General features: G+C 54.3%; 10 protein-coding genes and 1 tRNA gene. 8 read left to right on the top strand and 3 right to left on the bottom strand.

The window, feature by feature from the left end:
• The first annotated feature begins 228 nt into the window (after window positions 1-228).
• Window positions 229-438 carry a hypothetical protein gene (locus ACQK2L_RS28300; RefSeq protein WP_425400407.1) on the top strand — a complete coding sequence of 70 codons (210 nt, stop codon included), beginning with the start codon at window positions 229-231 and terminating at the stop codon, window positions 436-438.
• 8 nt (window positions 439-446) lie between these two features.
• Window positions 447-869, top strand: a complete 423-nt coding sequence (locus tag ACQK2L_RS28295) for a type II toxin-antitoxin system VapC family toxin (RefSeq protein WP_425400406.1) — start codon at window positions 447-449, stop codon at window positions 867-869.
• Here ACQK2L_RS28295 and ACQK2L_RS28290 read toward each other — a convergent pair.
• The gene (locus tag ACQK2L_RS28290; protein WP_425400405.1) at window positions 866-1,027 is read right to left on the bottom strand and encodes a hypothetical protein; all 162 of its coding nucleotides are present in this window, start codon (window positions 1,025-1,027) and stop codon (window positions 866-868) included. The genes ACQK2L_RS28295 and ACQK2L_RS28290 overlap by 4 nt on opposite strands.
• A 337-nt stretch (window positions 1,028-1,364) precedes the next feature.
• Here ACQK2L_RS28290 and ACQK2L_RS28285 point away from each other — a divergent pair, with 337 nt between their 5' ends.
• The 4 genes from ACQK2L_RS28285 to ACQK2L_RS28270 all read left to right on the top strand — a co-directional run bounded on the left by ACQK2L_RS28285 (window position 1,365) and on the right by ACQK2L_RS28270 (window position 9,514).
• On the top strand, window positions 1,365-2,339 hold the full coding sequence (locus ACQK2L_RS28285) for an ArdC family protein (RefSeq protein ID WP_425400404.1): 975 nt from the start codon (window positions 1,365-1,367) through the stop codon (window positions 2,337-2,339).
• Window positions 2,340-2,482: 143 nt separating this feature from the next.
• The gene (locus ACQK2L_RS28280) at window positions 2,483-2,716 is read left to right on the top strand and encodes a hypothetical protein (RefSeq protein WP_425400403.1); all 234 of its coding nucleotides are present in this window, start codon (window positions 2,483-2,485) and stop codon (window positions 2,714-2,716) included.
• Window positions 2,717-2,998: 282 nt separating this feature from the next.
• Complete coding sequence (locus ACQK2L_RS28275) at window positions 2,999-7,276, top strand: hypothetical protein (RefSeq protein WP_425400402.1); 4,278 nt, start codon at window positions 2,999-3,001, stop codon at window positions 7,274-7,276.
• Window positions 7,277-8,329: 1,053 nt separating this feature from the next.
• Window positions 8,330-9,514, top strand: coding sequence for a hypothetical protein (locus ACQK2L_RS28270; RefSeq protein ID WP_425400401.1), 1,185 nt, complete (start codon window positions 8,330-8,332; stop codon window positions 9,512-9,514).
• A 135-nt stretch (window positions 9,515-9,649) separates the two neighbouring features.
• Here the strand turns inward: ACQK2L_RS28270 and ACQK2L_RS28265 are convergent, their stop codons facing one another.
• Window positions 9,650-10,561: a DUF4238 domain-containing protein gene (locus ACQK2L_RS28265; RefSeq protein ID WP_425400400.1), complete on the bottom strand. Its 912-nt coding sequence runs from the start codon at window positions 10,559-10,561 to the stop codon at window positions 9,650-9,652.
• A gap of 991 nt (window positions 10,562-11,552) precedes the next feature.
• Between ACQK2L_RS28265 and ACQK2L_RS28260 the strand changes: the two genes are divergently transcribed.
• Together ACQK2L_RS28260 and ACQK2L_RS28255 are read left to right on the top strand one after the other, a co-directional pair.
• Window positions 11,553-12,161: a sigma-70 family RNA polymerase sigma factor gene (locus tag ACQK2L_RS28260; protein WP_425400399.1), complete on the top strand. Its 609-nt coding sequence runs from the start codon at window positions 11,553-11,555 to the stop codon at window positions 12,159-12,161.
• 294 nt (window positions 12,162-12,455) lie between these two features.
• A tRNA-Lys gene (locus ACQK2L_RS28255) sits at window positions 12,456-12,528 on the top strand.
• Between the two features lie 259 nt (window positions 12,529-12,787).
• On the opposite strand, the gene ACQK2L_RS28250 is transcribed toward ACQK2L_RS28255, so the two are convergent.
• The gene (locus ACQK2L_RS28250) at window positions 12,788-13,732 is read right to left on the bottom strand and encodes a leucine-rich repeat domain-containing protein (protein WP_425400398.1); all 945 of its coding nucleotides are present in this window, start codon (window positions 13,730-13,732) and stop codon (window positions 12,788-12,790) included.
• Between the last annotated feature and the right edge of the window lie 5 nt (window positions 13,733-13,737).

The raw sequence follows: 13,737 nt of genomic DNA, 5'->3' as shown, positions 1-13,737 counted from the left end.
ACCGTAATCTGCTTGGCAGGTGAGCTGGTTGCACCCTTGGTGATTGGGCGATAGGGATGAAGAGATGGTGGAGGGTTTGGTGGTTGAGAGTAGGGGGCTCCATATGTGACATGGTCACGCACTCACCGCACTAGTCTCGTGATGTCGATTTTTCTTGCTTTTGTGGGCGATATCGTAGTATCGTGAACTATGACCACAAGGATCGAAATCTCTGCGGATACTCTTCGCATGATGCAAATGTTTGCGGCTCGGCAGGGGATGCCCGAGACTGCGCTAAAGGAACTGGCGGATGCGGCACTGCAACGGCAATACGGTACACCGACCTTGTTCCAGCACTCGGCAGAAGAGCTCATCGGTATCTTCCGCGAGTTTCGCGGCAAGCTGCGGGATACGACCATCGAGGACATTGTTGCAGATCGACACCGGGGACTGCGGTAGTGCCGCTAGTGCTCGATGCCTCTGCCATCCTACCGCTCGCGCTTCCCAATGAGGACGCCACCTATTCCAATGCAGTTCTCTGTCGCATCGGCATGGATGAACTGGCCTATGTGCCACCGATCTTCTGGGATGAATTGCTAAATGTTCTAGTTCTGGGAGTTAGAAGAGGGCGGATCGATCTCAAAGTGGCGGAAGCCTTTCTGCTGAAGGCCAGTTTCAAGCTGCCGATCATCACCACTTCTCCCCGTAGTCGGCTTGAAGTTCTTCGAATCGCCCACGACTATGGACTCACCAGTTATGATGCGACGTACCTTTCGTTGGCCATCGAGTTGGAAGCAGACATTGCGACTCACGACAAAGCACTCGCAGACGCCGCCAAGAGGGCGGGGCTGGTGAGATACGAACCGGGAGAAAGAAAAGCCACGGCCTAGCGCCTTCCTGCTTCGCTCCTCTCCATCCTTTCCAACTTGGCGAATTCTTCGTCTGCCTCGGGGCTTCCCAGCAGGCGGGTGACTAGGCGGTCGAGTTGAGGATGGCGGCGGAGGACCTTAGCGGGGTGGGGAGGTGTGGTCTTCTTTTCTGACATCATATCGGCTCCTTCGTGGGACTGGTGATCGGACGTTAGAAAACCTCTCGCGAAGCCGCCGGCTATTCGGCCAGAGGCCTTATTCACCGGCCATCCGACCCTGGAGCCGAATGCGAGACGGATTTCTAAGTCCGGCTCGACAACCGTGCCGAGCACTGAAAGGTTAGCGCACTTGGGAGTAGGGAGGCAAGCATTTGTTGCGGGGGCCATTGGAACTCCCGGCTTCATGGCGCTGCGTTCGGCCGGGTGGAGTGAGTAAGAATCCTAGCGAGGCTCTCGAACAGTCGATCACAAAAACACTTGCCATGGTTGTATCGGACGTGCTTCACTTCGATCTGAGATGGCCAAGCGAAAACCGAAGCGAGATATCTATCAAGAGGTTCAGGACAAAATCCTCGCATACCTCGACAAAGGTGTTCCCCCGTGGCGCCATCCCATCATGGGCCGTGGCGGCGCCGGCTATCCTACCAGCATGACAACTGGCAAACGTTACCGCGGCATCAACGTATTTCTTCTGGCACTCACCGCATGGATGGAAGGATTTGGGTCTTCGCATTGGCTGACCTACAGGCAAGCTACGGAGCTTGGTGGCTCGGTAAGAAAGGGCGAGAAGGGGACCGGGGTGATTTTCTGGCGGTGGTTCGAGAAAGAGAACGCTGAGTCAGGCGATGTTGTTCGACTGCCAGTGCTGCGACACTACACGGTATTCAACGCCGAACAGTGTGACGGGATCATTGCCCCGGACCAAGTTGCCGAGGACCAACTAAACGAGTTCACGCCAATCGAGCAGTGCGACCTAGTCCTCGCCGGCTACCAGGATCCACCTACTATTGAAAATCGCGGCAGAGCTGCCTGCTATCTGCCAAGGGAAGATAAAATCAGGATTGCGGAGCCAGCACGCTTCGTATCGACCGAAGACTACTACGCTACTCTCTGGCACGAATGTGTCCATTCCACAGGCTCCGAGAAGCGACTCAATCGGGAAGCGGAGAGTGGCATCGGTGGTCATGTTTTTGGGTCGCCCGAATATGGCAAGGAGGAGCTGGTAGCAGAAATGGGAGCTGCGTTCTTGTGTGCGCACGCCGGAATTAGTCCACCGACTATTGAGAACACGGCTGCTTACATCGATGGTTGGCGGCAGAAAATCAAAGGTGACAAGAAGCTCGTGATCGTCGCCGCAGCAAAAGGACAGGCGGCTGCCGATTATATTCTGGGCGTCAGTTTCAACGAAGCGGCACAGGATGGACGAAGCCCGCAGGATTCGCCGCACACACTCAATTCATCATCGATTGTCTCGCAGCCCACTCCGCTATAGGTAGCGTCATCATTCTGGTTGACAACCCACGGGCGAATCACGTAGCGATGGTGTTCTCGACAACGTAGAACATGGAGCACCCACAATATGTCCAATGATCAATCGGCCTCCAATCGTCCTGTAGCAGAACTCGCGACGGTCTGATGCGAATCGCCATCTTCCGCAACGAACCAAAAGAGGAGGGGGACCGCGTGCGGTTCTCTGGGAAACTAACCCGCTCCTATCAGGACGCGGCAGGCAAGTGGCACGACACGGAGTATCTCTCGGGCGTCGACTACCTGAAGGCGGCCAATTTGATGCAGGAGGCCTACAACACCGAGCGGGAGCTTCGGCAGGCGGAGCAGTCGACTGCGCCGGAGAGCAGTGGCCCGGCCTGAGTTTGATTCCACGCATCCAGGCAGCCTTGGCACATTTGGTTGGACTCTCGACGCCCACTTCGATAGAGCATTTCGAACTTGGCTCGGCCACGGAAACAGCTTCGGCGTTTACGGCCGACTCAGTTACCAAAGGCCCGATAGACGCCCCAGGTCGGTTCGACCTGAGCGCAAAAAAAGGGCTGGGACTTCGGCGCGTCGGACCGAATCGCACTGAGATTGACAGCCACAGTTGCTTTCACCCCAGCCTCGCGTGGAGGGTTCGATTAGATACAATAGTCAGTCATGATCAAGGACGACCCTACGGCAACATATCGAGGCTACCGGCGGCAGGCACTATACGCCCTGTTTCGCTTGTTCGATGATGGTCTACCCGAAGCGTCTGTGATTCAGCCGGAGGGGAACGAAGATCTCGCAGTTTACGATGCCACCGGGTCGCTCGTCGAGATCGTTCAGGTAAAAGACCACAGCGACAACCTCGCTGTGTCGAGCTTCAAGCCGTCATTCTACGAGCGGATCGCCCCTCACTGCGTCCCTGGCTCGCCTACGCTCGTTCGTATCGCATCTTTCGGACCGATTGGTCCTGATCTCCAAAATGCTGTTTCTGGAGACGCCGCCGCACAGACACGAGTCTTGAAGACTCTAACTAAAACTCGGACGCGCGAGCAAAAGCTGGTCGATGGAACAACGAAGACGCATACGATTCCAGGGCTACCGGAAGCTGACGCCAAGAACATCATTAACCATGTCGAACTTGCTCCGGTCGCCGAAGATGTGCTGACAGACGCAGTTGTCAGTGCGCTGTCAAAGACCATCACAGGAGTCGATGCCCAACACGCATTCGATTTTTTGATGTGGTGGCTGCTCACTTCATCTGAAACACAGTTGAGAATCGACAGAACCAAGGCAATCGCCAAGGTTGGACGTATCGGCAAGTTCCTGTCGCAGCGTGCTGCTTACCACGATGAGTGGCACACTTCCATCGTTCCAATCGGTCCCACAGAATACGCTGGCGGCGAAAAGGACGCTCTCGCCAACGAGTACTATCGGGGAGGTCGCGTTCGATTTGACCACATTCATTCGGGCCTCGACGTCCCGCGTGACCGCTTCTTAAAGGAGATTCACACTGCCTTCATTCGTCAAAACGTCGTCGTTGTCCATAGCGCATCCGGCCAAGGAAAGACAACGCTCGCCTACCGATATGCAAAAGAATTCGCCCCCTCAGACTTTCGTCTAGAGGTTCTGACTTCATCGAATCTGAAACACGCACGGCGGCTTGCTCTGGCACTGATCGGCCACGTCGAAGCAGTTGAAGTCCCGACCTTGGTATATCTCGATGTGAGGCCCGGCGACAACTACTGGTCCGAAGTCGTTCGTGAACTCGCGTCTGTCGTCGGAATTCGAGTTCTAGTCACAATCCGCGAGGAGGACTGGACCCGTGCTCGGATAAGTCCTGCCGACTTTTCGTTTGCCGAAGTCCCTCTGTCTTTTGAGAAGCCAGAAGCCGAGCCGATTTACGGTCGCCTGGCAGCATGGGCAGACCAATCACGGCACCTTGATTTCGACGACGCTTGGAATCAGTTCGGCAAGCGAAAGACACTATTCGAGTTCGCGTACTACATCACGCAGGAAGAGTCGCTTGCAGACCGGATATCTTCGCAAATCGAATCACTCCAAGACGCGGTAATCCGTGGCGAAAGGGGTGATGGCGAACTGGAATTGTTACGGCTTGTGGCCATCGCCTCGGCGTATGAGGCACGCTTGGACCTCGCGAATCTTCTTAAGTGCTGCGAACTCGTTTCGCCGCAGCGCACGATCGAACGGTTTAACGACGAGTACTTGATTCGCGTCTCGGAGGATGGATGTCATGTCGAGGGGTTTCATTCGATTCGTAGCGAGATTATCACAAACAAGCTGACCGACCCCGTTGCATGCCCTTGGGCCGAAGCCGCTTCTCGGGCTTTGCCGCTGATCATTGAAGACGACTTGCAGAGCTTTCTGCTCTGTGCGTTCTCTCGAAATCCAGACTCGTCCAAAGCCCTGACTGCTGCCTTGAATGGTCTTCGGCCCAAGACGTGGGTAGGAGTTCATGGCGTAGCAGCATCGCTCATGTGGAATGGGATCAAGGAATACAGTGAGCACAACTCAGAACTCCTCGATGAAGTTGTTCAGAAAGTGAGTTCCGGCTGGTACGCCACCCTCGACTGGGATTTGGGGCAGGTACTCGGCAAGGAGGGTTTTTCGTTGTTCGATAGCCTTGAGCACATTTCGGCCGAAGCTGGCAAGGCGGCTGAGTATGCACGCTCCGTAAAGGCGAAGCAGTCCGACAAGGAGAGTGTCTTCTTCGGTCTGCGTAGCTGGGTGTGTGCGTTTACCGAGCCACCGTCGACTCCCGAAGACATGCAAAACCTCATCGCAATGGGGGAACTTGTGTTTTGGCTTGGGCATTTGCAAATCGACTCTTCACTCTGCGAAGCGATCACCGGAGATGTTATCGACACGGCGCTTAAGGAACTTCCGGTGTACTTACTTGGAGAGTTCATCCGTGGAATCCGCACTTGCGACCCTGAAGCGTATGACGAGTGGCTCACGTCGCATCGCGATAACTTGGTCACCCACTTGCGGACGGAAGCGGCCTTCGCCGAATTGGATGAAACCGACGATGCTGTGGTAGCCCACTACGCAATTGACCTCGATCGACAGTCGACGGCACTTCGCACTCGTGGGAATCGGTCAAGGGCCGCCGAAGCAACCATTCACGATTTGACGATTGAGCGAGTGGAATTGCTAAGCAATCTTTTTGCAGGAAAGAAGCGATACGGTGCAGTTGGTTACGGGCACCGTATGTCTCTTGTTACGCAGTCTTGGGACGAAGCAGAAAAACCAGGCGTTTTATCCGAGAATTTGCACGCGACATGGCCACCGCGATTCAATGCCCTAGCACGCGGCCATGTCGAACGCAGGTTTCGGCCTGATAGTTGGGCAGATTACTTCGGATCACTTCAAGAAATGCGAGAGAATGTGCTCGCTGCAGTAGATGACCTCTGCAAAGCGATCCCTTCGTTGGCGAAGCCACCGCCAGCGGGTGGCGGCGTCCTGCTTCAAAACCCCACCAGATGGGACGAATGCCGCAAGGAACTCAATGCACAGTTCTTGCTCCCAAAGGTGGCCGTCGATGAATGGGGGTTCGTGACCGAATCCTCATCAGGGAACGCCACCGATTCTCGAAGTGAGCGTTTTTCTGGATCACAGCGATTCTCACCGGTGCGGAAAGCAGTAGGCGAATACACAAGAACATTTGGGAATTTCATGTCCCAGGCGCTTGACTGCATGGTCCTTATTCCGCATCTACGAAACGCCGCATCGCAATCGGCCAAGAACAGTCTACTGGCGACCGCGTCGAAATTGGGAATCAGCGAACATTCGATTCGTCTCTCCGTAGTCAATGGCGTTGACGCATGTGCCGCCGTGGACCAACTTCAACGAGCAACGCGAACGGTCTTTGGGGATGCCCAACTCCCCGGTGCAGATTCGGTGTTCTGCGAGCGTGAACGCAGGGCGATTATGACAACAATTACGGCTTGGTGCGTCTTCATCGACGGTTTGCGGACAGACAGGGGCGTGAGATCAAACAAGGGATCACGCCCAAGGAAGAGCAAACCTCGGAAACCAACCGGTGTCGGCGACTTGCTCGTGCAAACGAGAAACCGCTTGAAGAAATCGTTTCAAGCACTCCGCAAAGAGGGGATTGAGGCACGCATCTTGTCCGAGACCGCGCCGTGGGATGGTATGCCCGCTTTATGGATTTCTTGTGACACAAATCACCCCATCACAACGCTGAAAGCCGTGGAGATGATGTGGCATCATTTGGTCAGCGTGTTTGAGCCAGATCGAGACAAGATTGTGAGGGTGAAGGCAGTCGATTTGCTTTGGTCAGCGATTGTTCTCGTTCCTCTTGTCGATGGAAAGAGCTTAGAGCGTCAGGTGATACCACACTTCAAGGCTGTGACTTACACAGAACCACCTGACCTTCAAGAGAGTCCGTGGCGGCTGTTCCCAGAGAACGTCCCAGATGATGTTTGGCCCCGGCTGGGACTGGAGCGCTGGGATGTGCAACGAAGTTGGGAACAATTTGACCGTTTCGCGGCGGCCTACGGCCTGTTGTTTCATCATGTTGATCACATGGCGGATTTTGACCGGCTGCCGGACAATCTAGACGAATTGGGCTCGTCAATACTCCAGTCATATCTCGACCACGAAACAACCCGTGCGCAGCCGATTGTGCAAGAAGTTTTCGACAATTGTGCCGAGGTTCTGGATGCCTTTCCTGAAGTCGACGATGCCGTTATCGAAGGCAGGCCGAACATCTGCCTTTGCATGCAGCTACTTGTCGACATGAGGGACGCAATCATGCCGACAGCGGACTTCCACAAACAGGCCAAGCTATCCATTGGAGAAGCCGTCGATTGGCGAGATCGGCTTTTCGGTGGTATGCAGCAACTTGGTGTGGCACGGTACTTATGGATGGCCGATTCGCTTGGATTTGAGGCGTGGAAAGGTTGATTGCCGGAGACTAATGGTTGCGAAACCGCTTGTCCTTGAGATTGAAGCAGTCATCAATGAAACAACCAGCTCTGGCACCAACCTCGTTCGGATCGACCAACGCGTTGTGTCGCTCGGCAGACGGACCATCATAAATCAAACGACCAAAATGGCGACTGCCCAGCCCACTCAGGAGGGCGTGGCATGTGCTGTCATATGCACATGACGTTCTCGGTCGGTTCGACATGAGCGCACTTAAGTCTCACCACAACTGCCTTCGGCATCTATAGTTGACGCAGGTTTTTGAGCTCCGTCGAACGATGTGAACGACGCGTGTAAGCGGAGGCTTTCAAGGTCGTTCGCTCCTCAATTGTTTCAAACCACCGAACAATCGAGAGCTTCGGTGTGCCTGTAGTCGCTGGCGTCTTGGCGTAGAATGATCTTGAAGCAAATGGAAGGCCTATCCCGAAGGCAAGAAAAGTGCCCGCCGCCGAAGAAACAGAACAAGTCTTTCGCGAATTCGAGCGAGAAGTGCTCGACAAGCACTACGAAACCCTTGCGCTTTGGAGCCGAGATCGTAGCACCGCAGTGTACGCAGCGCTTGCTCAATTCGATTGCTTCGCCATCCTTTCGTTATTCGGGCCTCTGGGGATGAGCGGGGTTGGAGCGACGCAAACCCTAAAGAATTCAGAGCAAGGACTCGCTGAAGCGCTCCGTTGGCTCCACAGCGGCGACCGGCAAATTGACCTCACGCCAACGGATGATCGGATGATCATCGAAGAGGCAGGCGAGTTTTGCCGCTTTGCCGGAAGATATGTGGACATCGCTGATTTCCACAAAATGTACGGCAGAGGTCAGGTCGAGCTCGAGGTAGATGCAGCCGCACGAAGAGTTCGATTTGTCGCTCCAAAAGGAGGGCTTCCAGCAGCCTCAATGATCGGGATGGCTGAGCAAGTGTTTCGGCTTGGGAAGTGGCCCGTCGTATCAGACGCAGCGTCGAAGGCTGAGTTGGGAAGGGAGATATTCAGCCTTCTCAGCGGAATCGAATTTCGATACGAATTCGGTCACATCGCATTGGGTGACGTGTCAGTGGTGAACGACCCGAGAATCAAAGAGCAGTTCGAGTGGGCGATGCCGAAGGAGCCGCTGCCTTTGGACAACGCTGAAGAACTTGTGGGGTTCACGGTCGGCGACTTCGAGACATTCTTCGCCGCACTTCGCCGGTGGAGCTTTTGCTGCACTTTCGGCTTTCTGCTATCGATCACGGAGCGAGGGAAGCAGCAGTGGGAATGTGCACCTACCCAATGCGTCGAGCGGTCGAGATTCTTCCACTCGATGCAATCACTGACCGAGTTGCCGGACGTAGTGCTGGAAGCGATTGTTCAACGACTGACGTATAATCGCAGTGCCAAGTGGCCCGACGTGTATCAGCAGCCTCTCTTCTGCGGCAGAAGTACGGTTACTTGGAGTGCATCCGTCATTCAGAACTCAAAGCAGTTGCGGAACATGCTCAAGTTGATGAGCCGCACGAAAGACCTTCAGAATCACGCCGCAACCCTTATCGGTAGCCGTGAAGGCCGAATGCTTTGGGAGTTGGGCGACCTATTGTCTCGACGGGGCAGAACCGCATACAAACTCACGACATCCATTTCATACGGTGACGACAAGGGTGAAGTAGACCTTCTGGCGTACAACCGCAAGTTTCCTGACGAGTTGCTGATCGTCGAAGGGAAGGCTGTACTCGGAGTTGACGAAATCAATGAAGTCGATGCTGCGACAACGGAGATGCAGGGAGGACAAGGCCAGCTTGCAGACATCAAGAGCATCTTGGCGAGGATGAGCGACGGAGAAAAGGGTGCGCTCTTCAAGTTCGTGAATTGGTCGTTGGTAAGGACGATCTACAGTGTCGTTGTGTCGGCGGACGCAGAGCCAAATAACAAATACGACCACAGCGAGCATCCGGGCATTTCTCTGCAGACAATTATTGTGCGGCTACGAGACAATCACTTCGCCTCACCGCAGAAGTTTTGGCGAGCGTGTAAGGAGCGGAAGTGGATGGACAAGCTCCGAGCGTACACGGAGAAGTTTTCCTCAATCACGGTCGGAGACGTGACGTATGAGTTGCCTGCTCTTGTCGAGCCTGCGGACGACGCCGACGAGCGGCATCGAAAGGACATGGAACGCATGATGCGTCAATTCGAGGAATCGACCTCATCCAAGAAGGGGAACCAGAAACGTCGAAAAAGACGGCGGCGTTAGCTACCTATCGGACGCCGAGCCACGGGCGTTGGGACCTGCCTGTTGATATTGGTCAATGTGTGACAAATGCGTCTCCGCCAATTCTATTGCCTTGCTCGGCCGCGCCCCGCGTAAGTCGATTTGCTTTCCACACGATCACGACACTGTGTAACCCGGTAGCTCTTTCAGGCCCGGGTTCCCCTGGATCATTTCCCTGGCCACTTTGAAGTCGTTCCTTGAGGAGATGACGAACCGAGATGCATACTGCACTTGCAGGGAGTTCTGGTGCTCGACATTCTCCGGCGCGAGCTGGTCGGCTCTGCCGGTACGCATGGCCTCGGCCTGGTCCCGAGCCTCCGGGGCCATGCTGGTGAACAGGACCGCAGCCACCATGTCGCTCACGATGTATAGAGTATACTGCCGGCTGATAGGCAGGTAGATCTCGGCACCGGGGTGTTCGATCATCCGCGCCCGCGGCTCCAAATAGTTGACCATGGCCACCGGGTTGTCTGAGATGTAGAACGGTGTCAAATCCGGGGCACGCTGGAGCATCCACCACCGTTTGGCCAAAACCCTTCCGTTATTGATCGCACGGTGCATCTGGGCCAGCGATGCGTGCTGGAGCTCCTGGTCGGTGAGGTTCGGCGCAACGTCCCCGCCATCGAACCCACGCTCCTCAAGAACGCGCTGGATGCCGTCGTGCAGACTCTTCAGCCGCTGCCGCACGGCCTGGACCCGGTACTGTAGCACGGCGACGAATTGGGCGATGTTGAGTCGGTCCATTTTCGTGAGATGGGCAATGGATTGCCGGTTCATAATCGACGCGATGAGGTTGGCGATTACCGACTCGTGCTCGCTAAGGATGTACTCGAATGTGTGTGGTTCGCCATTGCCATCGACGAAGTCGTAGAACCACGACTCCGCGATCACAGCCCCGGGCTTCGACTCGAAAACGGACTCTATCGCCTTGTCCAAGACGTAGAACTTCCCCTTCGCGTCAGCGAAATGTCTGAGTAAGAACTGCGGGACGCAGTGTTGCCGTTTCGGGTGGTTTTCTTTCAGTGCCATCGCTCATCCTGGGAGTCAACGGTCCGTTGCTGATGGACACTCTCCAGTCCCGCTAGGTTCGCCGCTTGTCCTCGTCCGAATCGCGGGTCTTGCGATGCCGCGCCGCCGCATCCCACTCCATCGCCAAAGACACCAGCGCATGAGGCAAAACCTTCTTATACGCTGAGCGAAGCCGACTTGGCTAGTCAGCGTCGAAGCGTCGGTGCAGCCGAACCCTGTCAAGAGGATCCGTGGATGACAACGCTGAGTCGGCCACGATTGTTCGACAACTCGCCTCGGTCCGACAGAGCGAAGCAGGTTGCGGAACCGTCGAAGCGCGCCAAGGAGGGCGTGGCATTTGTCTCCATTTGCACATGACGCTTTCGGTCGGTTCGTCCTGAGCCACGATCTCAAACCTTGAAATGCCGCTGGCGCTACCAAATTGACTACGTTTTTGCCCAAATCGGAGAGCGGTCGGTGTAAAGGAGCGCTGCAGCGAACGAATCCTTGTATCTCCGCGAAGTCGATGCAACCGATCGCTGGAAGAATTCCAACGAACTTGCAGAGGTCGTCGACTTCAACTCACAGAGTCTGCAATCCGGCACAATCCACTAGCAACGTAACGATGGCCTAGCATTCGGAAGATTGCTGTGTCGTCAGATATCCCGGCGGCAATGACAATCGGTATTGCGGCTACTAATGTGTGATCGAATTGATGCCCCTCGATTGGGCCTGCATCTTAGATATCGCGTCGCCAAGCGTGGCGTTCTACGGTTCGCTATCCAGCGCAGGAGAAATAATCCTCCGCTGGAAAATGCAACTTTTCGGAATCCCCCAGGCCATCACATTGCTGCAGAGGATTGTTGTATACTTACCTGAAACTGCTTGTATAGTTGGGCACTTTCTGACTGGTGTATTGTGCTCTGCAGAATAGGCGTGCGTACGCAGCCAAATACATACGGCTGGGTGCTCCATAAATGCGGGATTGTGGCGAAGCCCAGGAAGTCTTTGTATGAGTCGTTCTAGCAACGTTACTGCACATATAGAGGACTGCCTACGGCGTGTCGACGAGGGAGATGAAGCTGCAATCACTGAACTCGTTGATTGTGCTTATGAGCGACTTGTGTCAGTCACCGAAGCGATCGTTGGCAAGATGGTTTCGGTAGATCGTGGGCTGCGGGCTAGTGATGTTTTTCAAGAAGCTTATTTGCGATTGAGTTCTGCTCTTAGAAAGGAGAATGTTCAGCCTCGAACTGTTGGCGAATTCATGGGATTGGCTTCTAGGCACATACGATTTCAAGTCTTGGATATGCTTCGCTCGACAAGAAAAAACCAGGCAGAGCAACTTGAAGACCCTACTTCTAATGCGAAAGAGAATCAGGCCGAAATGTGGCTGAGCTTTTTTGAGGCATTTGATGCACTGCCTGAAGAAGAGCGGAAGGTTGCGGATCTACTATGGACTTGGGTTGAAGGAAAAAATGGCCCGGCAGTTCCTAATATGACCCAATATGAAGCTGCCGAGGTTCTAGGCATTAGTCGAGATAGAGTCAAAGATCTTTGGCGCAACGCCAGAATCAAGATTTCTAGGAAGTGCAGAGCATTTGGCCCTGGTCTAGAATAAGAACGAACACGGTTTGCAGTGGTGCTGTTTGATCAAGACCTTTGAGTGGCGTGTATGCTCGGCGCCGTCAATTTTGACAAGAAGAAATTACAGAGAATTCTCTTCGATTTCTTCCCCAAACGGTCGCCTTGCGACGCTGATTGAAGGTTGATCGCAGGCTGACCTTTGGGGGCCAAAGCCTGTTCGGCTGTTTTTTTAGATTGAACCGCTGGTCCCAGTCGTCTAATTGGCATGACAACTCGCATTTAGATGCCGGTTATGCAGGTTCGAACCCTGTCTGGGTACCACCCTTGCGCTCCGGTCGTTTAGTGGTAAGACATTCCGGTTCTTGAATCGGATTTCGAGGGTTCGATTCCCTCCCGGAGCACTGTATGCTAGAAGGTACTCTTGCTGCTTTGAAACGTTTGGAGTTTCTTGTTCTCATCGGTGGTTGGGTCCGACAGCCAAGAGTTATCAAAGCGGGCGAGTATGTCCCTCGATATCGGCGCGATGCCCTCCCTAGTGTGCCAACAAAGGTGGCGGAGACATCTCACATCAATGGGGAGGTAGAAGTTACCGTGGTACTAATCGATGTGAAAGCAGCCAAGTTGCTATTGCAGCCATGCAAGTCGCCACTCTTGCTGGATTCATTGATCGAAGTCGTTCACAATCTTGCACTTCGGGAGTGCTTCGGCCAGCCTGGAAACACCTTCAGCGGTGACATTGGTCCCCCGAAGGTCAAGATTTCGCAGTAGCTTGAGGCTGTGCAGCTTCGCTAGGGCCGCGTCGGAAATCAGATTTTTTTCCAAGTTTAGCCTTTTCAATAGCCTGAGCTTGCCGATTTCGGCGGGCAAGTCAGTTAGCCTATTGCCGCTGAGATATAGCTGATTGAGCTTCCGCAGCTGCCCAAGCTCTGGTGGCAGAGAGCCTAATTGGTTGTCGCCTAAAGTAATACGCCGGAGTTCTGTCAATTCTCCGATCGCGGGCGGCAGGTTGGTCAGCTGGTTGTTCGATACCGTCAGATCTCTCAGACTGGTGAGGCCACTAGTCTCCGTTGGTAGGCTGCTAATTTGATTGTTCTGGGCCGTTAGTGTCTCCATCGACTTTGAGTTTCCGATTTCGGATGGCAATGCTGACAGCGAGTTGTCGTGAAGGAACAAGGTTTTCAATTTCGATAGCTTGCCTGCCTCTCCGCTTAAGCTCTTGAAGCCAATCTTTGGGAAAGCAAGACTCTCTAAACTCGAGAGTTCGAAGACGCCGACAGGCAGAGTCTTAAGCGGATTTACAAACAGCGTCAGATTCCTCAGCGAAGTAAGCTGCTTGACCTCACCAGGCAGAGAAGTAAGTGAGATAGAACCGACGTCAAGTGTTCGTAGATTACGAAGGGAACCTACTTCGGATGGCAACTTCTCAAGTTGGTTGCCAGCCAGATAAAGCTCCTTGAGATCTTGCAGCTGACCGATTTCGGGTGTCAAACTCTTCAGACGATTTCCGCGAAGGTTGAGACGAGCAAGTGACTCAAGATTGCCGATCTCGCTCGGTATCACCGCAAGCCCTGCATAGGTGATCTCCAATTCCTTGAGCTGCGTCAACTCGC

Origin of the sequence: Aeoliella sp. (assembly GCF_965227375.1) — a bacterium.
GTDB lineage: Bacteria > Planctomycetota > Planctomycetia > Pirellulales > Lacipirellulaceae > Aeoliella.
This window is presented reverse-complemented; position numbering and strand designations above follow the sequence as displayed.

What these genes read in the sequence shown, in the direction of transcription:
- ACQK2L_RS28300 (WP_425400407.1), top strand. Translation starts at nt 229, where the DNA reads ATGATGCAAATGTTTGCGGCTCGGCAGGGGATGCCCGAGACTGCGCTA.
- ACQK2L_RS28290 (WP_425400405.1), bottom strand. Translation starts at nt 1,027, where the DNA reads ATGATGTCAGAAAAGAAGACCACACCTCCCCACCCCGCTAAGGTCCTC.
- ACQK2L_RS28285 (WP_425400404.1), top strand. Translation starts at nt 1,365, where the DNA reads ATGGCCAAGCGAAAACCGAAGCGAGATATCTATCAAGAGGTTCAGGAC.
- ACQK2L_RS28280 (WP_425400403.1), top strand. Translation starts at nt 2,483, where the DNA reads ATGCGAATCGCCATCTTCCGCAACGAACCAAAAGAGGAGGGGGACCGC.
- ACQK2L_RS28275 (WP_425400402.1), top strand. Translation starts at nt 2,999, where the DNA reads ATGATCAAGGACGACCCTACGGCAACATATCGAGGCTACCGGCGGCAG.
- ACQK2L_RS28265 (WP_425400400.1), bottom strand. Translation starts at nt 10,561, where the DNA reads ATGGCACTGAAAGAAAACCACCCGAAACGGCAACACTGCGTCCCGCAG.
- ACQK2L_RS28260 (WP_425400399.1), top strand. Translation starts at nt 11,553, where the DNA reads ATGAGTCGTTCTAGCAACGTTACTGCACATATAGAGGACTGCCTACGG.